This window comes from Caulobacter sp. GW821-FHT11E10 (genome assembly GCF_058808375.1).
In genome coordinates this window covers 43,998-65,469 of record NZ_JBXARP010000008.1, presented here as the reverse complement: position 1 = coordinate 65,469, position 21,472 = coordinate 43,998, and the positions used below count along the sequence as shown (strand labels likewise).

The window sequence follows — 21,472 nt, the reverse complement described above, 5'->3', positions numbered from 1 at the left end:
TAACCGAGAACGGCGTTCGCGGGTAGGTGGCGGAGGACCTCTAATCAATCGTCATCCCGGCCGCAGCGAAGCGTGGAGCCGGCGCTGCGCGCTTCCGGGATGACGAGGTGTTTTGGAGCTGCCTACTTCGCCACGCTCTTCGCATAGGCCTGGGCGCCCGCGACCAGGCGCAGCACGTTGCCGCTCCAGATCGCCTGGATGTCGGCGTCGCTGTAGCCCTCGGCCTTCAGGCGGGCGGTGATCTTGGGCAGGTCGGCCACGTCCTCCAGGCCTTCGACGCCGCCACCGCCGTCCCAATCGGCGCCGACGCAAACGCCCTTGGGACCGGCGATCTTCAGGGTGTGCAGCATGCTGCCCATGAAGATTTCGAAATTGGCGCGGACCGGCGGGTATTGCTTGTCGACCGCGACGCGCTTGGCGGTCCAGGCGACGACCTCGGCCTGGGAGGCCTCGTCGCCCGGCGCCTTGCCGATGGCGTCCAGAGCGGCCTTGCGTTCGGGGCTGGGGACGGCGTTGGCGCGCAGATAGACCGAGTTGATGCAGACCGCGCCGCCGCTGTCGGCGATCTTCTTGATGCGGGCGTCGTCCAGATTGCGCGGGTGGTCGTAGATGGCCTTGGCGCCCGTGTGCGAGGCGATGATCGGGGCCTTGGACAGCTGCACGGACTGGTCGACGACGTCGTCGCTGGCGTGGCTGACGTCGATCAGGATGCCCAGGCGGTTGGCCTCGGCCAGCCAGCGCAAGCCCAGCGGCGAGTAGCCATGCCAGATCGGCTTATCGGTCGAGCTGTCGGCCAGCTGGTTGTTGCGGAAGTGGACCGGCCCGGCCATGCGCACGCCGGTCTGGTAGAAGGTCTGGACCAGGGTCAGGTCCTCGCCGACCGGCCAGGAGTTCTCGATGCTCTGGAAGACGTAGCTCTTGCCGGCCTTGTTGATCCGCACGGCGTCGTCGGCGGTATAGGCCAGTTCGAACTGGTCGGGATGGGCGGCGACCATCTCGCGGATCTCGGTCGCGCGCTCCAGGGCGAAGTCGCGGGCGAAGCGGTAGCCCTCGGCGGTCAGGGCGCCCTGGCCGGTGTAGATCACGTAGAAGCCGCCATCCAGGCCGCCGGCCTTCATGCGCGGCAGGTCCACCTGGCTGCCATCCTCGATGACGGCGTGCTTGTCGAGCATCGACCAGCCGGGGCGCGAGAAGTGCTCGGGCGTGTCGAGGTGGGTGTCCAGGGTCAGGAAGCCGTCATGCAGCGTCTTGATCGCCTTGGGCACGTCGCCGGGCTTTTCCACGGGCTTCTTGGCGTCGGCGGCGTGAGCGACGCCCGTCAGCAGGGCGGCCGAGCCGAGAAGGACGGTAAGCAAGCGACGCATGCGGGAACTCCGGAGAATTGTGCGCGGCCAAGCTCGGGGCAGTCCCTCGGCCCGTCAACCCATCTTCCGTCCTTACATCAGCCCCAGCGCCTTAAAGCTGGCCACGCCCTCACGGCCGACCACCAAGTGGTCGTGGACCGCGATCTTCAGGGCTTTTCCGGCCTCGACGATCTGCTTGGTCATGTCGATGTCGGGGCGCGACGGCGTCGGGTCGCCGGACGGGTGATTGTGCAGGATGATGATGTTGCTGCTGGAAAGCTCCAGCGCCCGGCGCATCACCTCGCGCGGATAGACCGGGGCGTGGTCGACGGTGCCGCGGTTCATCACCTCGTCGGCGATCAGCTGGTTCTTCTTGTCCAGGAACAGCACCCGGAACTGCTCGCGCGACTCGTTGGCCAGGGCGACGCGGACATAGCCGAGCAGGGCGCTCCACGAGCTGATCACCGGCCGCTTGACGATCTTGTCGCGACCGGCTCGCAGCGTGGCCTCGTGCAGCAGTTTGATGTCCATCGCCGCGGCCTCGCCGACGCCGGGAACGGTGGCCAGCTCCTCGATCGTCGCGCCCAGAACCGCGCCGAGGGAGCCGAACCGGGTCAGCAGGGCTTTCGCCAAGGGTTTGACGTCGCCGCGCGGATAGGTGCGGAAGAGATAGAGCTCCAAGAGCTCATAGTCGGGCAGGGCGACGAAGCCGCCGACCTTGGCGCGCTGGCGCAAGCGCTCGCGGTGGCCGGCGTGATGGGCGTGGGCGGATTTGCGGGTGGTCTTGGCGAGCGGCGCGAGCAGGGGCGGCGCTGACCATGCCGCCCTCGACTCTAGGCGACTATCTTGGCGATGTATCGTCTGGGTTGTCTATATGAAATCCTCCCCCAGCGGGGGAGGTGGCGCGAAGCGCCGGAGGGGGAAGGACTTGAGCGTCCGCCTCTTCCCCCTCCGTCGTCTCTTCGAGCCGACACCTCCCCCGCTAGGGGGAGGATTGGGAACTCAGATCACCCCTGGATCGGCGGCTGGAACAGGCCGGCCGGCGAGGCGGTGAAGACCTCATAGCCGTCTTCGGTCACGCCGATCGAGTGTTCGCACTGGGCCGACAGCGACTTGTCGCGGGTGACGGCGGTCCAGCCGTCGTTCAGCACCTTCACGGCAGGCTTGCCCAGGTTCACCATCGGTTCGACGGTGAAGAACATGCCCGGCTTCAGCACCGCGCCTTGGCCAGGACGGCCGAAGTGCAGGATGTTCGGGGCGTCGTGGAACACCTTGCCCAGGCCGTGGCCGCAGAAGTCGCGGACGACGCTGCAGCGCTGGGCCTCGACATAGGACTGGATGGCGTGGCCGATGTCGCCGAGCGTGGCGCCGGGCTTCACCGCGTCCAGGCCGCGCTTCATGCCTTCATAGGTGATCTCGACCAGGCGACGGGCGCGCGGGCCGACTTCGCCGACGCCGTACATCCGCGAGGTGTCGCCGTGCCAGCCGTCGACGATGACGGTGACGTCGATATTGACGATGTCGCCTTCCTTGACGTTCCACTCGCCCGGGATGCCGTGGCAGACCACGTGGTTGCGCGAGATGCAGACCGTCTTGGGATAGCCGCGATAATAGAGGCAGGCGGGCAGGGCCTTGTGGTCCAGGATGAACTCGCGGGCCAGGGTGTCCAGGTGGTCCGACGAGACGCCCGGCTGTACGTGCGGGATCAGCATGTCCAGACACTCGGCGGCCAGTTTGCCGGCCTTGCGCATGCCCTCGAAGTCTTCCGACTTGTGGATCTTGATCTGACCCGTGCGGGTCTCGGCTTCGATCTCGAGGGTGTTGTCCAAGGTCATGCTCTACTCAGCGGTCGCTGCCGCGCAGGGGGCGGCGATCTGGCGGGAAGGGGCGTATCTGCTGATCCTAGCACAGATTTCAACCCTAGACCCCATTTCAACGCCTATTTGGCTGGGTTGATGCGTCGCACGGTGTCGGTGGCCGGGCGCACTTCCTTGACGAAGGTGGCGTCCAGGGTCGTCGGCTTGTCGCGGCGCACGTGGCAGACTCCCTTGTAGCGCGTGACCCGGCCGCTCTCCTTCTCGGTGACGTCGGCGGTGAAGCTTACGTCCCATTCGCCCTGCCGGCCCGTGGAGACGGGCTTCATGTCGTTGGAGGTGACGCCCGAGATCTCCTTCAGGCCGAAGCGATCCTCCAGCTTGCCGGTGCAGGCCTTGAAGGCGAACACGGCGCGCAGGCCGGTCATGAAACCGGTCTCCGGCTTGCCCGGATCGGTGCGGCCGCAGCCCGAGAGGGCGAGCGCCATGACGGCGACGGCCAGGATAGTCTTCGTCATGCGATCCCCTCAGTTCGCGCGGACGCGAATGGGTAACCGACGCGCGGGCGATTGCAGCTTAAATCGGTGTTAGGTGAGCGTTGTCAGAAGTCGATGAACGTCTTGAAGTCCTTGACCATCGAGGTCCAGACGCCGAAGTCGTCGTCCAGACCTTCCTTGGTCCGGCCCGCGTTGAGATTGACGTCATACTGGACGAAGGGGTCGCCCTCATCGTCGATATAGGCCTTCAGATAGCGGTTCTTCCGGTTCCATTCGTTGATCTTGTCGGCGGTCAGCGGCGTGGTGAGGTCGAAGCTCGCCGAGAACTGGATCGCCTTGCATCGCTTGGCGACGCAATCATAGAAGTAGATCTCGAAGCTGACGCCATTGGCCGCGCTCTTGATCATCGGATCGCCAACGGTGTCGGTCTTCAGTTCGGCCTTGTAGCCGGCGTCCTGCAGCCATTTGGCCACCTCCGCGCCGGTCATGCCGCCGGGATCCAGCATCGTGACGGGCGCGGCCCGCGCCATGGGCGCCATGGTCACCAGAAGTCCGCCCAGCAACGCGGCCATCGGCTTGCTCATGCGGGCCTCCCCTGCGTCACCCGCGAAGGAGGCTATGCCTCGCCGCTCGGTAAAGCTAGCGCCGGCGCCAGTCGATGCGATGGTGGAGCTTGACCGTCTCCATCCCCATGCGACAGGCATAGACCAGCACCTCCACCCCCGCCTGGGCCGCCGCGTCGAGGCCGCGCGCGAAGGCCGGGTCCAGGTCGGCGCAGGCGCTGAAGGTCTCGCAATCCTCGCGCTGGACGACGAACAGCACCACCGCGCGATGGCCCTCCGCGACCTGGGCGGCGAGAGCGCCAAGATGCCGGGTCGACCGCTCGGCCTTGCAGTCGGGAAACTCGGCCAGGCCCGGCGTGCGCGAGAAGTGGCAGTTCTTGACCTCCAGCCAGCACGGCGGGCGGTCGGGGTGGGTCAGCAGGAAGTCGACCCGGCTGGCCTGGGCGTACTTCACCTCGGGGCGGATGGTCTCGTAGCCGGATAGTTCGGGGATCAGGTCCTGGGCCAGCGCCTCGGCGACCAGCCGGTTGGGCAGCAGGGTGTTGATGCCCACGAGGGCGTTGCCCTGCTCGACCAGTTGCAGGGTCCAGGCGAGCTTGCGCTTGGGATCGTCCGACCACGACACCCAGGCCCCTTGGCCCGGCTCGCGCACGCCCAGCATGGCGCCGGGATTGGGGCAGTGGGCGGTGATCTCGCGGCCGTCATCCAGCACCAGGTCCGCGAAGAAGCGCTTGTAGCGACTGACCAGCCGGCCATGAACGAGCGGTTGCGGGAGCAGCATGCTGAGCCTAAGTCGGAAGCTAAGAACGAAGCGACATAAGGGATCGAGGCGATGACGACCAGCGAGCGCGTGACGGCCGCCGTGATGATCATCGGCGACGAGATCCTCTCCGGGCGCACCCAGGACGTGAACCTCTCGGCCATCGCCAAGTACCTGGCGACCTACGGCGTCGACCTTTGCGAGGCCCGCGTGGTGCCGGACGTCGAGCAGGAGATCATCGACGCGGTCAACGCCCTGCGGACCCGCTACGACTACGTCATCACCACCGGCGGCATCGGCCCGACCCACGACGACATCACCGCCGACTCGATCGCCAAGGCGTTCGGCGTCACCGCTCCCGAGCATCCCGAGATCATGGCGATGCTGCGCGAGCGCTGGGGCGAGCCCAACGCCGCCCGCCGGCGCATGGCCCACGTGCCCGAAGGCGGCAGCCTGGTAAAGAACCCGGTCCAGGGGCCGCCCGGCTTTCAGAAGGACAATGTCTTCGTGCTGGCGGGGGTGCCGGCGATCATGCGCGGCATGCTGGAGGACGTCGGCCCGCGCCTGCGGACCGGGGCGGTGGTGCTGGCCAAGACCGTCCGGGTCACCGGCACCGGCGAGGGCACGATCGCCGCGCCGCTGGAAGCGGTGGCCAAGGCCCATCCGGACATGTCGCTGGGCAGCTATCCGTTCTTCGCGCCGCCGGACGTCTATGGCGCCAACCTGGTGCTGCGCGGCCGCGACGCCGAGGAGCTCGACGCGGCCGTGGCCGAGCTGATCACCGCCCTGACCGAGGCGGGAGCCAACAATATCGAGCTGCTGGCGCCGGAAGCCTCCTAGGGAGGCGGGCGAGCCTACTCCTCGCCGGCGACCGCCTTGGCCAGGTCGACGAGGTGCTTGCGCATGCCGGTCGACTGAATGGTGACGAAGGCGCGAGCCATGTCGGGGGCCCCGGGCAGGGACCAGAACTGCGCCATCTCGTTGGCGAGTTCGGCGGCGGTGCTGTCGGCGCTTTCCGGATCGTCCAGGCCTTCGAAGAAGAAGCCGATCGGCGTCTTCAGGAACATGGCGGTGGCGTGCAGCTTGCTGGCGCTGATCCGGTTCGATCCGCCCTCGTACTTCTGCACCTGCTGGAAAGTCAGGCCCAAGGCGTCGGCCAGGGCCTGTTGGGAATAGCCCAGGTCCTTGCGCCGCATGCGCAGGCGGCGGCCCACGTGGATATCGACGGGATCGGGGGTCTTGTCGTCAGCCATGCTCACTCACTGGAACACAAGGGTATGGAGGTCGTGCTCGGCCCCGGCCAGGCGTCGGAAAATTCCGCCCCGCCGCGGCCCCCCGCCGCGCGCGATTTGCGCCAGAACCGGGCCCCGAGTCGTTCGAACATCGAGGGCCTGCATCTCACACATATCGCGACGGCAATCGTGACCGGAGTCGACGCGCAGAGGAACGCCAATTCCGCCCCTAAGCGTTTATTCACTCACTGCGGGTGACAGGTTTGACGGCTCTCCCGGTGGTGGAAGGCGTCTGGTGCGGGCGGCCGGAATCGAACCGGCACGGGCCGAAGCCCAACGGATTTTAAGTCCGGTGCGTCTACCAGTTCCGCCACGCCCGCCCGGAAGCCGCGAGCCTTAGCCGATCGGCGGTAGGGCGTCGAGCGCATCCCGTTCGCGTTCGAGCGCGGGCGTTGGTCGCTTCGTACCCTCAACGTCTGGTTTGGTCGCGGATGGAGACGTCGTAACTTGACCTGTCTGGTCTGGCCCGCCTCAATCAGCGGGCATTCAGTGAACCAGAGGGTGTCATGCGTTTCCTTGTGTCCGTCGCCGTCCTGTCCCTAGCCTTGGCGACATCTGTTTCGGCTCAGCCGGTTTCCGGCCAGCCCACCGCCCAGCCCACGGCGAACGAACCGCCCGCGCCGGCCCCGGCCTCGACCGCCGACAAGAAGAAGGACGGCGTGGTCTGTCGCCGGGAGATCCCGACCGGCAGCCACTTCCCGGTCAAGGTCTGCACGACGGCCGAGCAACGCAAGGCTCAGCGGAGCTCCGCCCAGACCGCCCAGGAAACGATGCAGGCGCCCAGGGAAGTTGTTCCCCAGTAAGGCTCGACGACCCCGTTTCCCGTGCTAGCGTCCGTGCTCGAGTTTGAACGGGGACGGGACGCATGGGTAAGGGGATCAGGACCGCGGCGATGACGGCGGTCGGCCTGTTGATGGCCGGCGCCGCGAGCGCGGCCCAGGTGGAGGCCGTCAGCGCGGCGCGCCTGCTGGACGTGGCCGCCGGCAAGTATGTCGACAATCCGCTGGTGATCGTCACCGACGGGCGGATCACCAGCATCGGCAAGAAGGGCGACGCCGTTCCGGCCGGCGCCAAGGTCATCGATCTGCCGGGCGCGACCCTGCTGCCGGGCCTGATCGACATGCACGTCCACCTGGACAGCCTGGCCGAGATCGGCGGCTACAACAGCCTCGAATACAGCGACCGCTTCTGGAGCGTGGTCCAGGCGGCCAATGCGAGGAAGACGCTGCTGGCCGGCTTCACCACCGTTCGCAACGTCGGCTCGGCCGACTTCGATGACGTGGGCCTGCGCGAGGCGATCGACGCCGGCTATGTGCCGGGCCCGCGCGTCGTCACGGCGGCCTGGTCGATCGGTGCCACCGGCGGCCATTGCGACTCGACCTTCTTCCCGCCCTCGATGGACGAGAAGGCGCCGTACAACATCGACGGTCCGGAAGCGGCGCGGAAGGCGGTCCGCACCCTGAAGAAGTATGGCGCGCAGGTGATCAAGATCTGCGCGACCGGCGGGGTGTTCTCCCGGGGTTCCGAACCGGGCGCCCAGCAGCTGACCTTGGTTGAGATGCAGGCCGTGGCCGAGGAGGCCCACATGGCCGGGCTGAAGGTCGCCGCCCACGCCCACGGCGCGCCAGGCGTGCGCGAGGCGATCAAGGCCGGCATCGACACCATCGAGCATGTCAGTCTCGTCGATGACGAGGGCATCAAGCTGGCGGTCCAGAAGGGGACCTACTTCTCGATGGACATCTACAACACCGACTACACCCAGGCCGAGGGCAAGAAGAACGGCGTGCTGGAGGACAACCTTCGCAAGGATCGCGACATCGGAGAGGTCCAGCGTCAGAACTACAGGAAGGCGCTGAAGGCCGGGGTGAAGATGGTCTACGGCACCGACGCCGGGGTCTATCCGCACGGCGACAACGCCAAGCAGTTCGCGGTCATGGTCCGCTATGGCGCCACGCCCCTGCAGGCGATCCAGTCGGCGACCATCACCGCCGCCGAGGCCCTGGGTCGCTCAAAGGATGTCGGCCAGGTCGCCGTCGGCCTCTACGGCGACATGGTCGCGGTGGCGGGCGATCCGCTGGCCGACGTGACGACGCTGGAAAAGCCGGTCTTCGTGATGAAGGGCGGCGAGGTCGTGCGCCAGCCGTAACCCTCACACTGACGCTCACTTTCCTCGTCATCCCGGACGGCCCGCAGGGCCGATCCGGGACCCCGGGGCCGGCGCGGCGCGGTTGCCCTGGGTCCTGGCTCTCCGCTTCGCTGCGGCCGGGATGACGAGTTGGTTTAGATTGTCGAGATTGCCGTGGGCCGCAGAATTTCCCGCTCGACATGATGTTGCGAGCGGGAAATCGATTTCCGCCGTCTTTCGCTAAAAATGGTGCGCGATTTCGGGTCATAGCCGGAATTTGCGACTAAAATCGGTTCCCTTATCTAGTGGGGGCGCATAATCCTGCCTCCCGTACGGCGCGCCGGCTCATGAGCGCGTTTCAGGTGAGGGGCCTTTCCATGTTCCAGACTTCCTTCCGGCGCCGCGCGCTCGCGCTGGCCGCTTCGGTCGCCTTCTCGGCGCTTTCCGCCAACGCGGCCTGGGCCGTCGATGGCTACCAGACCCCGCCCGCGCCGATCGCCCAGATCCTGGACGCCGCCCCGACGCCGGGCGTGACGGTCAGCTCGGACCACAAGACCCTGGCCCTGCTGGGCCGCGAAAACCTGCCCTCGATCGCCGCCGTTTCCGAGCCGATCCTTCGCCTGGGCGGCGCCCGCATCAATCCGCGCACCAACGGTCCGATCGAGGCCCGCGCCCAGTGGCTGAACAGCCTGTCGTTCGAGGATGTGGCGACGGGCAAGGTTCGCGCCGTGGCCCTGCCGGCCGGCGCTCGCTTCTTCGCGCCGAGCTGGTCGCCGGACAGCTCGAAGATGGCCGTCATCATGGACGCCAAGACCGGCCTGGAGCTGTGGGTGGTCGACGTAAAGACCGCCACGGCCCGCAAGGTGACCGAGGCGGTGGTCAACGCCGTGTTCGGCGCCGGCTATGACTGGCTGCCGGACGGCTCGGCCCTGATGGTTCAGACGGTGGTCGCCGGTCGCGGCGCGCCGCCGGTCGAGGCGACGACACCCACCGGCCCGACGATCCAGGAGTCCAAGGGCCGCGTCGCCGCGATCCGCACCTATCAGGATCTGCTGTCCAACGCCCATGACGAGGCGCTGTTCGACTACTACTTCACCTCGCAGCTGACCCGCGTGGACCTGGCCGACGGCAAGACCACGGCGATCGGCAAGCCGGGCGTGATCTCCAGCGCCACGATCTCGCCGGACGGCAAGTACGTGCTGACCAGCCGCCTGAAGCGCCCCTACAGCTACCTGGTGCCGGCGGGTCTGTTCCCGACCGAGATCGCCGTCTCGACCATCGACGGCCAGCCGGTGAAGACCCTGGTCGACCGTCCGCTGGCCGACAACCTGCCGGCGGCGTTCGACGCCGTGTCGGCGGGCGTGCGCTCGGTCAGCTGGCGCGCCGACGCTCCGGCGACCCTGGCCTGGGCCGAGGCCCAGGACGGCGGCGATCCGCGCAAGAAGGTGGCGGTGCACGACAGCGTCTTCACCCTGGCCGCGCCGTTCAGCGCCGCCCCGACCAAGCTGATCGACCTCGACCAGCGCTATCGCGGCGTCGACTGGGGCAAGGGCGATGTCGCCCTGGTGACCAGCCGCTGGTGGCAGACCCGCAACCAGAAGCTCATCGTCGTCGATCCGTCCAAGCCGGGCGCGGGCCGCGTGATCGTCGATCGCAACTATCAGGACCGCTACAGCGATCCCGGCGCGGCGCTCAGCCGTCGCAACGCCCAGGGCGAGGACGTCCTGCACTTCACGCCGGACGGCAAGGCGGTGTTCGTGAGCGGCGCGGGCGCTTCGGCCAAGGGCGAGTTCCCGTTCATCGGCCGCATGGAGCTGGCCGACGGCAAGAGCACCAAGCTGTGGCAGGCCGAAGGCCCGTACTATGAGATGCCGATCGCCCTGGCCGATGAAGCCGGCAAGTCGGTGATCACCCGCCGCGAAAGCGCCAAGGAACAGCCCAACTACTACATCCACGCCACGGCCAAGGGCGCCAAGGCCAAGGCCCTGACGACCTTCCCTGACCGGGCGCCGCAGTTCGCCGGGGTCTCCAAGCAGACCATCACCTACAAGCGCGCCGACGGCGTGACCCTGTCGGGCGTGCTCTACCTGCCGGCCGGCTATGACAAGGCCAAGGACGGTCCGCTGCCGCTCCTGATGTGGGCCTATCCGGCCGAGTTCACCGACGCCGCCGTGGCCGGCCAGACGGTGGACGAGGGCAATCGCTTCACCCGTCCCGGCGGCATCAGCCACCTGTTCCTGCTGACCCAGGGCTACGCGATCCTCGACAATCCCGCGTTCCCGATCATCGGCCAGAACGGGGCCGAGCCGAACGACACCTATATCGAGCAGCTGACCGCCGACGCCAAGGCGGCGGTGGACGCGGTGGTGGCGATGGGCGTGGCCGATCGCGACAAGATCGCCGTCGGCGGCCACAGCTACGGCGCCTTCATGACCGCCAACCTGCTGGCCCACACCGACCTTTTCCGGACCGGCATCGCGCGCTCGGGCGCCTACAACCGCACCCTGACGCCGTTCGGCTTCCAGGCCGAGCAGCGGACCTACTGGGAGGCGACCGACACCTATACGAAGATGAGCCCGTTCACCTACGCGCCGAACATCAAGGAGCCGATCCTGCTGATCCACGGCGAGGCGGACGACAACTCCGGCACCTTCCCGGTCCAGAGCGAGCGCTTCTACGCCGCGCTGAAGGGCGCCGGCGCCACGGTGCGCTACGTGACCCTGCCCAACGAAGCGCACGGCTATCGCGCGCGGGAGTCGACCATGCACACCCTCTGGGAGATGTCCCAGTGGATGGACAAGTACGTGAAGAACGCCCCGCCGCGCGCCGGCAAGTAATCGGGCGCACGGGTTGAACCTTGGAGGGGCGGGCGGTCTTCAATGATCGCCCGCCCTTCTTACGTTGGCTTGACCCGTTGGGCCGCGTGAGCGATCACCCAGCCCCGCTTCCAGAGGATCCTTGAGCCCGTGATCGCCTTCGAGGCTGTTTCCAAGACCTATGCGGCCGCCAAGGGGCTTGGAGGCCATGCCGCCTTGCGCGACGTCTCCCTGTCCGTCGGGGCCGGCGAGGTGTTCGGCGTGATCGGCGCTTCGGGCGCGGGGAAGTCGACCCTCATCCGCCTGATCAACGGCCTTGAGACTCCGAGCGGCGGCCGCGTGGTCGTGGACGGCGACGACGTCGCGGCTTTAGGCGTCGACGGCCTGCGCGCCCTGCGTCGTCGGGTCGGGATGATCTTCCAGCACTTCAACCTGCTGTCGGGCAAGACCGTCGCCCAGAACGTCAGTTTTCCTTTGAGGCTGGCTGGCCGTCCGGCCAGCGAGGTCAAGGCGCGGACGACCGAGCTCCTGGAACGGGTCGGCCTGACCGACCACGCCGACAAGTATCCGGCCCAGCTGTCGGGCGGCCAGAAGCAGCGCGTCGGCATCGCCCGCGCCCTGGCCACCGGCCCCAAGATCCTGCTCTGCGACGAGGCCACCAGCGCGCTGGATCCGGAGACCACCGAACAGATCCTCGACCTGATCTCGGGCCTGAACCGCGAGCTGGGCCTGACCATCGTGCTGATCACCCACGAGATGGACGTGGTCCGCCGCGTCTGCGACCGCGTCGCGGTGCTGGAGGCCGGCCGTGTGGTGGAGGAGGGCGCCGTCGAGGCGGTCTTCCTGCATCCGACCAGCGACACCGCCCGCCGCTTCGTGCGCGAGGCCGATGGCGAGCCGGCCGCCGACGCCGCCCTGTCGGGCCGCGTGGTGCGCCTGACGTTCAAGGGCGAGGCGACCTACAAGCCCGTGCTGGGCGAGGTGGCCCGCGCCACCGGCGTCGACTATTCGATCCTGGGCGGACGCATCCATCGCCTGCGCGAGACGCCCTACGGCCAGCTGACCCTGGCCCTGACCGGCGGCGACGTGGCCGCCGCCATCGCCCAGTTCCAGGCGGCCGGCGTGCGTGTCGACGAACTGACCGGGGAGACCGCCCGATGAGCGTCTCGAACATCGACTGGTCCGAGATCGGCCAGGCCACGGCCGACACCCTGGCCATGCTGGGCGGCTCGATGGTGCTGACCATCGCCCTGGGCCTGCCGCTGGGCGTCGTCCTGTTCCTGACCGGCAAGGGCCAGATGCTGGAGAACCGCCTGGCCAACGGCGCGCTGTCGCTGCTGGTCAATGTGCTGCGCTCGGTGCCGTTCGTGATCCTGCTGATCGTGATGATCCCGCTGACCGTCGCCCTGGTCGGCACGTCGCTGGGCGTGGCCGGAGCGATTCCGCCACTGGTCGTCGGGGCCGCGCCGTTCTTCGCCCGCCTGGTTGAGACGGCCCTGCGCGAGGTCGACAAGGGCGTGATCGAGGCCAGCTTCGCCATGGGCGCCAAGCGGCGACAGGTGGTGCTGGGCGCGCTGCTGCCGGAGGCCCTGCCGGGCCTGATCGCCGCCGCGACCGTGACCGCCGTCGCCCTGGTCTCCTACACCGCCATGGCTGGCGTGGTCGGGGCGGGCGGTCTGGGCGACCTGGCGATCCGCTTCGGCTATCAGCGCTTCCAGACCGATGTGATGATCGTGACCGTGGTGCTGCTGCTGGTGCTGGTCCAGGCGCTGCAGATGGTCGGCGACGCGGTGGTGCGCCGCGTCTCGCACAGATAGGGGACAAGATGAGCAACGACACCGACCTCGACATCCCCGACGCCTCCCACTGGGACGCCGCCCTGGCCGAGAGCCTGATCGGCAAGACCCTTCTGATGAACCTGACCTTCCTCGACGACGATGGCGAGTTGATCGAGCGCCAGCAGTTCTTCGGCGTGGTCATCGACGCGACCGAGGCGGAGGGCATCGTGCTGGACCTGTTGGGCGAGCACGACGGCGACACCTACACCCTGCCGCCCCAGACCTCGGCGATCGCGCCGGCCGAAGCGGGCGTGACCAGCCTGGCCGGCGACAAGCCCGACTTCGTGGTCAGCTGGATCATCCACGGCCTGCCGGACGTGCCGGAAGCCGCGAACGACATCGACTAAAGCGCGGGCGGCTCGCTAGGCCTGGTCGAACGGGTGTGGCAGCCGGCCGGCCTTGAACAGGATGTCCGGGTTCTCGTCGTAGTCGCCGAGTTCGACGTCCGCGCTCGCGGAGAAGGCGACGACGCCTTCGCGCAGCGGCGCCAGCCGCTCGGCCTTGCGGCGCGCCTCTTCCGCCGTCTTGCAGCCGATCTGCTGCTCGGCCTTCAGGCCCTTGCCGCGCCCGGCGACATAGGCTTGCACGATGTGGACGGTTTCCTTGGCCATCTCCATCCAAGCGACCTGTTCGAGAGCGGGGTCAAGCGATCTCGGGGCGGCGGGGCGGCAAGTGCTCGACGGCCTCTCAGGAAATCTGATTTCCTCAACCGCGCTGAACCGGGCAAAACCCTACCTGTCAGATCGCCTTATGGAGCCGTTCATGGTCGCCCGCCGCGCTATTCTCGTTCCCGGCCTCGCCGCCATGGCCCTTGCCGCCTGCGGGCCGAAGGCGCCCAAGGCCAGCGCGCCCGACACCCTGACCGTGGCCGCCACCGCCGTGCCGCACGCCGAGGTGCTGGAGTTCATCAAGCCGAAGCTGGCCGCCCAGGGCCTGAACATCGAGATCAAGGTGTTCAACGACTACGTCCAGCCCAACACCCAGGTGGCCGAAAAGCGCATCGACGTCAGCTATTTCGAGACGCTGCCGTACCTGCTGAGCTTCAACCACGACAAGGGTACGAACCTGATCCCGCTGCAGGGCGTGCACGTCGAGCCGATCGGGACCTATTCGGCCAAGTGGAAGTCGATCGCCGAGGTGCCGAACGGCGCCACCATCGCCATCCCCAACGACGCCAGCACCGAGGCCCGGGCCCTGATCCTGCTGGCCAAGAATGGCGTGATCGGGCTGAAGGACATCAAGAACGAGCTTTCGAGCCTGAAGGACATCACCAGCAATCCGAAGAACCTGAAGTTCAAGGAGCTGGAAGCGCCGGCCTTGCCGCGCGTGCTGAACCAGGTCGACCTGGCGGTGATCAACACCAACTACGCCCTCGACGCCAAGTTGAACCCGTCGAAGGACGCCCTGATCATCGAGGATAAGACCAGCCCGTACGTGAACTACCTGGTCGGCCGTCCGGACAACAAGGACGACCCCCGCGTGAAGAAGCTGGCGGCCGCGCTGACCACGCCCGAGGTCAAGGCGTTCATGGAGAAGAAGTACGCTGGCGCGGTGGTGCCGGCGTTCTAGGGCGGAGATGCTCCCCTTCCGGGGGAGCTGTCGCGAAGCGACTGAGGGGGCTAGTGCGGCCTAGGCCGAGCTGCCCCCTCCGGCCCTCTGGGCCACCTCCCCCGAAAGGGGAGGATCTGGCGCCTAGTCACCTCTAACATTTCACACTACCTATCAGCGACCGCCGCTCACGGATCTTCCATGGCCTCGCCGTCGCTGAAATCGCCTGGCTCCCGCACGCTGGTGCTGGACGTCGCCAATTCCTCGGGCCTCGAGGACTGGTCGCCGGACCTGCAGAAGACCAAGGTCTACGAGCGGATCCTGCTGGACCTGATCCTGGGCGAGCTGTCGGCCGGCGCGCGCCTGGATGAACAGTCGCTGGCGGCGCACTACGACACCGGCCTGGCCGGCGTGCGCGACGCCCTGGGCCGGCTGGCGCTGGAGGGGCTGGTCATCCGCCGCGCCCGCTCGGGCACGACGGTCGCGCCGCTGGACCTCGTCGAATTGCGCCAGGGCTATGAGGCCCGCGTGCTGATCGAACCGCACTGCGCCTCCCTGGCCGCCAGGCACGCCAGCAAGGCCGAGGCCCAGGCGATGTACGACGTCTTCGCCGAGGGCGAGGAGGCCGCGCGGACCTGCGACCTGCCGACCCTGGTGGCGATGGATCTGCGCTTCCATGCCCACGTGGCGCGCGCCTCGGGCAATCTGGCCCTGGCCCGGATCCTGATCCCGCTGCAACACAAGGCGGCCCGCTTCTGGGTGTTCTCGTTCAACGGGGCCACGGAGCAAGAGCTGCTGGACGAGATCGAGGAGCACCGCCAGGTCGCCCGGGTGATCGCTAGCGGCGACGCCGAGGCCTCACGCCAGGCGATGCTCAAGATCCTCAATGTTCAGCCTGAGGCTCAGACGCGGCCGCACGTCGGCGCGGCTTAGGCCCCCATCCTCCCCCTAGCGGGGGAGGTGGTCCGAAGGACCGGAGGGGGAAGTTGCCCTGGCCTGGTCTCTTCCCCCTCCGTCGCCTCTTCGAGCCGACACCTCCCCCGCCAGGGGGAGGATCGCCATCATTGCGACTTTCCCGCCACAGCCGCTTCGCAATCCAAACTGAAATGTCAGAAGGCATTTTGACGAACGCTAGGTCATCCCCAGATATCGGAACCTAGACCGCCGGGAACTCCCCGCCCGACGGCGTGAAGGTTTCTTCCGTAATGCCATCCAGAAGCGCTCTCCTGTCCGCCAGCGTCTTGGCTCTTTCGAGCATGATCGCGCTGCCGGCGCTTGCCGAGGCCCAAGTCGCCGACCAGGTCGACGCGGTGGTGATCGTGGCGCGCGACAAGGCGGGCCTGCTCGAAAAGCAGCCGAGCCAGACCGTGTTCGGCATCGCCAAGCCGCTGATCGAGACCCCCCGCTCGGCCAGCCTCGTCAGCGACCTGACCCTGGAGCGCTATGGCGTCCTGACCCTGGACGGCGCCACCAAGGTCGCGCCGGGAACCCACACCGCCAGCTTCTACGGCGTGCCGGGGGCGCTCAACATCCGCGGCACCCTGGCCGAGAATTACTTCCGCGGCTTCAAGCGGGTGGAGAACCGCGGCACCTATTCGACCCCGATCGGCGGGGCGGCGCGCATCGAGATCCTGCGTGGTCCGCCGACGCCGGTCTATGGCGCCGGCAAGGTCGGCGGTCTGGTCAACTTCATCCCCAAGTCGGCCCGCGACGAGGGCCGCTTCCTGGTCGAGCCGGAAGGCGAGATCGCCGCCACCTTCGGCAGCTACAACAAGAAGCTGGTCACCGGCCAGTTCGGCGCGCCGGTCAGCCTCGGCAAGGCCGAGGGCGGCGTCTATGTCTATGGCGAGATCGAGGACAGCCACAGCTACTACAAAGGCGTCTATCCGCGTCACCAGACGCTGGAGGTCTCGTCCGATCTCGACCTCGGGAACGGCTGGAGCACGGCCTTCGGCGGCATGGTGTTCCATTCGGACGGCGATGTGCAGACGCCGGGCTGGAACCGGCTGACCCAGGACCTGATCGACAACCGCACCTACATCACCGGTCGCGACACGACGCTGAAGGACACCGACGGCAACGGCAAGCTGACGCCCAACGAGGTCGGCTTCTACCCCTATGCCAGCGCGCTCTACATTCCGTACTACGGCTTCCCGGGCAGCGACGCGGCCCACACGCTGGACGTCGGCGTCGGCACGACCAAGCTGGACCGTCGCACGGTCTATATCAGCCCGGCCGACTTCTCGAAGACCAACACCCAGACCTTCTATTTCGACCTGGCCAAGGACCTGGGCGACGACCGTTCGATCAAGCTGCAGCTGTTCCATGATCGCCAGGACAACCGGCGCTTCGTCTCCTACGGCTACCCCTCGGCGGTCGACGCCGAGGTCAGCGAGATCCGCCTGACCTACGCTTTCCCGACCGACCTCGGCGCTGCCCGCGCCCGCACCCTGGTCGGTGGTTCGCACCGCTGGTTCGAGGGCCGTCGGCGCGAGAGCTACAACAGCGGCCTGATCGCCCTGGACCGCCGCGACATCGCCTTCGGCGCCACGCCCACCGACACCATCGACAGCCCGTTCGGCGAGGAGCCCGGCGGCATCGGCCTGAAGTGGGAAAACGACAACCGTTCGACCTGGAAGCAGACGGGCGTCTTCGTCACCTCCGACATCGACGTCGGTCGCCTGAACCTGGTCCTGGGCGGGCGCTGGGACCACTACGGCGTCGACAGCCAGGACACGGGCTTCCTCAGCTATGTCGTCGCCGGACGTCAGGCGGACGACCGCGACAAGGCGACCTACAGCGCCAGCCTGACCTACAAGCTGCCGATGGGCCTGATGCCCTATGTCAGCTACGCCAAGGCCGCCGCCCTGGAGATGAGCCAGGCCGGCGATGTCGCCCCGAACCTGGTGGCCGACGGCTCGTGGCTGTCGAGCTCGGACCTGACCGAGGCGGGCGTGAAGTTCCAGCTGCTGCGCGGGACGCTGATCGGCTCGGTCGCGGCCTACAAGCAGAACCGCACCCAGATCGCCGGCGCCATTGCTCCGCCGACCGTGCAGGGCACGCGCGCCAAGGGCGTCGAGGTCGAGGTCCGTTGGCTGGCCTCGGAGCGCCTGTCCTTCACCTTCGCCGGCAACAGCCAGCGCACGACGGTGAAGGGTCCCGACACCTCGTTCCAGTACATCCCGGCCTATACGGCGGGCGTGCCCGGGGCGCAGGGCTACGGTGGCTCCTATGTGGTCTGGAGCTTCGCGGGCCTGCCCGGCCGCAGCGGCGACTACGCCTATACCCTGACCCCTAAGTCGGTGGTCAGCCTGTATGGGACCTACACTAGCAAGGGCTACGACTGGGGCCAGGCCGGGGCGACGCTCGGCGTCAGCCATGTCAGCCGCACGGCGGGCACGGTGCAGAACGCCGTGCGCTATCCCGCCTACAGCCTGGTCAATGCTTCAGCTTTTGTGCAGCGGGGGCCTTACACTCTGTCGGTCAATGTCGATAACCTGTTCGACAAGTTCTATTTCACCCCCGACGCCGACACCTACGCCAATCTCGGCGCCTTGCCGGGCAAGGGGAGGGAGTGGCGGGCCACCCTGAAGCGGACGTTATGACTTGACCCAAACTGACGACCGCTTCCGCCCCTGGGTCCTTCTGGCGGGGTTCAGCCTGCTGCTGTTCCTGATCACCGCCTCGACCTACGGGTCGCTGGGCGTGGTGCTGCCGGCTATGATCGGCGAGCTGAACTGGAGCTTCGAGAAGGCTTTCCTGGGCTTTTCGGTGCTGGGCGTCTTCACCGGGGCCTCGTCGTGGCTGCCGGCCATTCTGATCCGTCGGATCGGCGTGCGCGGGACCCTACTATTGGGCGCGGCAGTGCTGGCCGGCGGCTTCCTGGGGCTTGCCAATTCGGAGAGCCTGCTCAGCTACTATGTCGGCGCGGCCGCGTGCGGGGTCGGCTTCCAGATGGCGGCCCTGATCCCTGGGACCCACGTGCTGTCGTCGCTGTTCCGCAAGCGCGCCCTGCCGTTCGGGATCTATTTCACCTTCGGTTCGCTGGGCGGGGCCGCCGGGCCGTGGATGGCCCTGGCCCTGATGGGCGGCAGCGGCGACGACTGGCGGCTTTACTGGATCGTCCAGGCGGCGCTGGCCGCGATCGTCGGCCTGGTCTGCGCCCTGATGGTCGGCGGGACCAAGTGGCTGGCGCAGGCCGCGCATGAGGTCGACCTCGAGGTCGAGCAGGAGGCCCGTGCGGCGCCCGCCGACGCCCGCGTCTATCGCACCGCCCACGAATGGACCGTGGCTCAGGCGCTGCGGACGCCGCAGTTCTACATCTTGGTCGCCGCCTATTTCAGCCACCTGCTGGTCGGCGTGACCGTGGCCAGCGTCTCCGTCACCCACCTGACCGAGCTGGGTGTCGCGGCCGGGATCGCCGTCGTGGCCGCCGGCGCCCTGGCCGCCAAGATGCTGAGCCTGGAATCGCTGATGCAGACCCTGGCCCGCCTGGCCGGTGGCGCCCTGGGCGACCGGGTCGATCCGCGCTGGCTGCTGGTCTTCGCCCAAGGGATGCTGGTGATCGGCCTGCTGGCCCTGGCCAAGGCGACGAGTCCGGCCCTGATGCTGGTCTACGCCATCGGCACGGGCGTGGGCTTCGGCCTGACCGTGCTGGCGGTGACCGTGCTGCTGCTGAACTATTACGGCCGCCAGAGCAATCTGGAGCTCTTCTCCCTGACCTGCCTGGTCGGCGCGGTCTCGGCGGCGGGACCGTTCATCGCCGGGGCCATGCGCGATCGCCTGGGGAGCTTCGCCCCGACCTTCCAGCTGTTCGCGGCGGTCACGGCGGTGGTGTTCTTCGCCGTGCTGGCGATGCGGCCGCCGAGGGTCCCCACGCCCTAGCGCCCAACGAAAAAGCCGCCCCGGCGAACCGGAGCGGCTTCAACGTCTACTCTACGAGAAAGTCGCTTAGAAAGCGGCCTTCAGGCCGACGACGATACGGCTGTCGTAGATCTTGCCGTAGTTGTGTTCGTCGGTGTCGTGATAGCGCAGGTCGGCGGTCAGCTGGGGCGTCAGGGCGTAAGCCAGGCCGACGTTCCAGGTGTTGTAGTCGCCGTAGTTCTTGATGGCCTGGTGGCCGATGGCACCCGACAGGGTCAGCTTTTCGGCGACCGGCACGGCGGCGTTGGCTTCGAAGTAGGTCGAAGCGCCGCCCTTGCCCGGATATTCCGGCGACCAGTAGACGGCGGCACCCAGGGTGGCCGGGCCGAAGGCCTTCGAGACGGCGCCCTTCAGTTCGAAGTAGCTGAACGAACCGGGGGTCAGGCCCTTGTCTTCGACGTAGCCGTAGTAGTAGGCGCCGAAGTCGAACGAGGCGTCGCCGACCGTCGGCTTGATGCCGGCGTACAGGTCGATTTCAGCGGTCGGGTCGGTGGCGCCGAAGTCGACGTTCGAAGCCCAGACGCCAGCGTAGACGATGCCCGACGACAGGTCGATGCCGCCTTGGATGGCCGGATCTTCCTGGGTCTGGCTGACGCCGCGGAAAACGTAGTCGCTGGTGACGCCGACGTTGTACGAGAGCTTCAGCTCTTGGGCCATCGCGGCGCCGGAGAGGGCGACGGTGGCGGTGGCGGCGGCCAGCGCGATCTTCATGGCTTTCATGGTTCTATCCCCTTATCTGCGCCGTCTCCCGGGTTGGTTCCCGAGGTCCGGCAGCGCCTGCAAGCGCATTGCGTCCCCGGCCGATTAGTCGGGGACCCGCCCTTAGTTGCAATCCGGGGACTCCGAACGCCAGCGAGAAGGGCGCCCGGCGCCTAAACTTTGAGCCGAGTGTGACGATTTTGCTTCAGAACATGCGCAGCCAGGCAACAGGCGCCTGAAAAGCGAATTCGGCTTGGCTGTGCCTTTAGCGCCGGTTTTGCCGCGACTGGACCATCCAAAACCGCCCAATCGGGCTCATTTCCATGAAATTCGAGCGCGATTGTCGCCGAATGCCCAGATTTTCGGCGATCGCGCTCTACCGCATGGAAAGGCTTGCGCCCCCGAGGTGCAGGCCGCCGTCGACCAGCAGAGTCTCGCCGGTGACATGGCGCGACGCCGGCGAAGCCAGGAAGACCGCGGCTCCGGCGATGTCCTCGGCCGTCGAGGCCACCTTCAGCGGCGTGGCGGCCGCCGCGCCGGCGCGCAGGCGGTCGACCCGCTCGGCGTCCATGGCCTTGCCGAACCACGGCGTGTCGATGAAGCCGGGGCAGACGGCGTTGACGCGGATGCGTGGGGCCAGGGCCCGGGCCAGCGACAGGGTCATGGTGGTCATCGCGCCCTTCGAGGCGGCATAGGGCACCGAGGAGCCGTTGCCGACCACGCCCGCGATCGATGAGGTGTTCACCACCGCGCCCGGCGACGGCGCGGCCTCCAGCAGGGAGCGGGCCGCCCGCACCATCTGGAAGGCGCCGACCACATTGACCGAATAGAGCCGTAGAAAGTCCTCGGCGTTCACCGCGTCGAGGTCGGCATGGTTCGGCGCGAACTTGGTGACGCCGGCGTTGTTGAACAGGGCGTCGATCCGGCCCGAGGGATCGGCGGCCGCCGCGATCTTGCGGCAGTCCTCGTCGCTGGCGACGTCGCCCTGGACCAGCGCCGCCTTGGCGCCTTCGGCCTCGACCAGGCGAGCGGTCTCTTCGGCCTCCTCGACGCTGCGGGCGTAGTTGACGACGATCAGGCCCGCGCCGCGCCGGGCGGTCTCGACGGCGATCGCGCGACCCAGCCCCGTGGAGGCTCCGGTGATCACCACCGTGAAGCCGTCGAAGTCCCGTCCCGACATGTTTCTCTCCCAAACACTTGTTCGCGACGTTGTAGCCGGGGTCAGGCGGCTTGTCTCGCGGAGCCAGGAGGCCT

20 protein-coding genes, 1 tRNA gene and 2 pseudogenes are annotated in these 21,472 nt (G+C 67.7%); 11 read left to right on the top strand and 12 right to left on the bottom strand.

The window, feature by feature from the left end; genetic code table 11:
- Positions 1-122 precede the first annotated feature (122 nt).
- From AC1RRV_RS17435 to sfsA, 6 genes are all read right to left on the bottom strand, one after another.
- On the bottom strand, positions 123-1,364 hold the full coding sequence (locus AC1RRV_RS17435; RefSeq protein WP_492860914.1) for a dipeptidase: 1,242 nt from the start codon (positions 1,362-1,364) through the stop codon (positions 123-125).
- A 72-nt stretch (positions 1,365-1,436) separates the two neighbouring features.
- Complete coding sequence (gene radC / locus AC1RRV_RS17430; RefSeq protein WP_492861133.1) at positions 1,437-2,201, bottom strand: RadC family protein; 765 nt, start codon at positions 2,199-2,201, stop codon at positions 1,437-1,439.
- Between the two features lie 149 nt (positions 2,202-2,350).
- Positions 2,351-3,178, bottom strand: coding sequence for a type I methionyl aminopeptidase (gene map / locus AC1RRV_RS17425; protein WP_492860913.1), 828 nt, complete (start codon positions 3,176-3,178; stop codon positions 2,351-2,353).
- Positions 3,179-3,282: 104 nt separating this feature from the next.
- Positions 3,283-3,675, bottom strand: coding sequence for a hypothetical protein (locus AC1RRV_RS17420; protein WP_492860912.1), 393 nt, complete (start codon positions 3,673-3,675; stop codon positions 3,283-3,285).
- 83 nt (positions 3,676-3,758) lie between these two features.
- On the bottom strand, positions 3,759-4,238 hold the full coding sequence (locus AC1RRV_RS17415; RefSeq protein WP_492860911.1) for a YbjN domain-containing protein: 480 nt from the start codon (positions 4,236-4,238) through the stop codon (positions 3,759-3,761).
- 55 nt (positions 4,239-4,293) lie between these two features.
- Positions 4,294-4,998 carry a DNA/RNA nuclease SfsA gene (sfsA, locus tag AC1RRV_RS17410; RefSeq protein WP_492860910.1) on the bottom strand — a complete coding sequence of 235 codons (705 nt, stop codon included), beginning with the start codon at positions 4,996-4,998 and terminating at the stop codon, positions 4,294-4,296.
- Between the two features lie 51 nt (positions 4,999-5,049).
- Between sfsA and AC1RRV_RS17405 the strand changes: the two genes are divergently transcribed.
- Complete coding sequence (locus AC1RRV_RS17405) at positions 5,050-5,817, top strand: competence/damage-inducible protein A (protein ID WP_492860909.1); 768 nt, start codon at positions 5,050-5,052, stop codon at positions 5,815-5,817.
- 14 nt (positions 5,818-5,831) lie between these two features.
- On the opposite strand, the gene AC1RRV_RS17400 is transcribed toward AC1RRV_RS17405, so the two are convergent.
- Both AC1RRV_RS17400 and AC1RRV_RS17395 read right to left on the bottom strand, forming a co-directional pair.
- On the bottom strand, positions 5,832-6,230 hold the full coding sequence (locus AC1RRV_RS17400) for a helix-turn-helix domain-containing protein (RefSeq protein WP_492860908.1): 399 nt from the start codon (positions 6,228-6,230) through the stop codon (positions 5,832-5,834).
- A 272-nt stretch (positions 6,231-6,502) separates the two neighbouring features.
- Positions 6,503-6,589: transfer RNA gene (locus tag AC1RRV_RS17395), tRNA-Leu, on the bottom strand.
- Between the two features lie 186 nt (positions 6,590-6,775).
- On the opposite strand from AC1RRV_RS17395, the gene AC1RRV_RS17390 reads away from it, so the two are divergent.
- Both AC1RRV_RS17390 and AC1RRV_RS17385 read left to right on the top strand, forming a co-directional pair.
- Positions 6,776-7,072, top strand: a complete 297-nt coding sequence (locus AC1RRV_RS17390) for a hypothetical protein (RefSeq protein WP_492860907.1) — start codon at positions 6,776-6,778, stop codon at positions 7,070-7,072.
- A gap of 62 nt (positions 7,073-7,134) precedes the next feature.
- Positions 7,135-8,415 (top strand): Xaa-Pro dipeptidase, encoded by a 1,281-nt coding sequence (locus AC1RRV_RS17385; protein ID WP_492860906.1) that lies wholly within the window; start codon positions 7,135-7,137, stop codon positions 8,413-8,415.
- A 26-nt stretch (positions 8,416-8,441) separates the two neighbouring features.
- Here the strand turns inward: AC1RRV_RS17385 and AC1RRV_RS17380 are convergent.
- A pseudogene (locus AC1RRV_RS17380) lies at positions 8,442-8,551 on the bottom strand (hypothetical protein); the annotation flags it as partial.
- 220 nt (positions 8,552-8,771) lie between these two features.
- Here AC1RRV_RS17380 and AC1RRV_RS17375 point away from each other — a divergent pair.
- The 4 genes from AC1RRV_RS17375 (at position 8,772) to AC1RRV_RS17360 (ending at position 13,395) form a co-directional block, all read left to right on the top strand.
- The gene (locus tag AC1RRV_RS17375) at positions 8,772-11,231 is read left to right on the top strand and encodes an alpha/beta hydrolase family protein (protein WP_492860905.1); all 2,460 of its coding nucleotides are present in this window, start codon (positions 8,772-8,774) and stop codon (positions 11,229-11,231) included.
- A gap of 129 nt (positions 11,232-11,360) precedes the next feature.
- On the top strand, positions 11,361-12,371 hold the full coding sequence (locus tag AC1RRV_RS17370) for a methionine ABC transporter ATP-binding protein (protein WP_492860904.1): 1,011 nt from the start codon (positions 11,361-11,363) through the stop codon (positions 12,369-12,371).
- Positions 12,368-13,027, top strand: coding sequence for a methionine ABC transporter permease (locus tag AC1RRV_RS17365; RefSeq protein WP_492860903.1), 660 nt, complete (start codon positions 12,368-12,370; stop codon positions 13,025-13,027). The genes AC1RRV_RS17370 and AC1RRV_RS17365 overlap by 4 nt, the downstream gene beginning before the upstream one ends.
- A gap of 8 nt (positions 13,028-13,035) precedes the next feature.
- Complete coding sequence (locus AC1RRV_RS17360) at positions 13,036-13,395, top strand: hypothetical protein (RefSeq protein WP_492860902.1); 360 nt, start codon at positions 13,036-13,038, stop codon at positions 13,393-13,395.
- A gap of 15 nt (positions 13,396-13,410) precedes the next feature.
- Here the strand turns inward: AC1RRV_RS17360 and AC1RRV_RS17355 are convergent, their stop codons facing one another.
- Positions 13,411-13,659, bottom strand: coding sequence for a hypothetical protein (locus AC1RRV_RS17355; protein ID WP_082009197.1), 249 nt, complete (start codon positions 13,657-13,659; stop codon positions 13,411-13,413).
- A 139-nt stretch (positions 13,660-13,798) separates the two neighbouring features.
- On the opposite strand from AC1RRV_RS17355, the gene AC1RRV_RS17350 reads away from it, so the two are divergent.
- From AC1RRV_RS17350 to AC1RRV_RS17335, 4 genes are all read left to right on the top strand, one after another.
- Positions 13,799-14,617 (top strand): MetQ/NlpA family ABC transporter substrate-binding protein, encoded by an 819-nt coding sequence (locus AC1RRV_RS17350; protein ID WP_492860901.1) that lies wholly within the window; start codon positions 13,799-13,801, stop codon positions 14,615-14,617.
- 180 nt (positions 14,618-14,797) lie between these two features.
- Positions 14,798-15,529 (top strand): GntR family transcriptional regulator, encoded by a 732-nt coding sequence (locus AC1RRV_RS17345; protein ID WP_492860900.1) that lies wholly within the window; start codon positions 14,798-14,800, stop codon positions 15,527-15,529.
- A 272-nt stretch (positions 15,530-15,801) separates the two neighbouring features.
- Positions 15,802-18,201, top strand: coding sequence for a TonB-dependent siderophore receptor (locus AC1RRV_RS17340; RefSeq protein WP_492860899.1), 2,400 nt, complete (start codon positions 15,802-15,804; stop codon positions 18,199-18,201).
- A gap of 1 nt (position 18,202) precedes the next feature.
- Positions 18,203-19,480: an MFS transporter gene (locus AC1RRV_RS17335; RefSeq protein WP_492860898.1), complete on the top strand. Its 1,278-nt coding sequence runs from the start codon at positions 18,203-18,205 to the stop codon at positions 19,478-19,480.
- Between the two features lie 66 nt (positions 19,481-19,546).
- Here the strand turns inward: AC1RRV_RS17335 and AC1RRV_RS17330 are convergent, their stop codons facing one another.
- Complete coding sequence (locus AC1RRV_RS17330) at positions 19,547-20,239, bottom strand: TorF family putative porin (protein ID WP_492860897.1); 693 nt, start codon at positions 20,237-20,239, stop codon at positions 19,547-19,549.
- Positions 20,240-20,594: 355 nt separating this feature from the next.
- Positions 20,595-21,415: pseudogene (locus AC1RRV_RS17325) on the bottom strand (SDR family NAD(P)-dependent oxidoreductase).
- Positions 21,416-21,472: the final 57 nt, after the last annotated feature.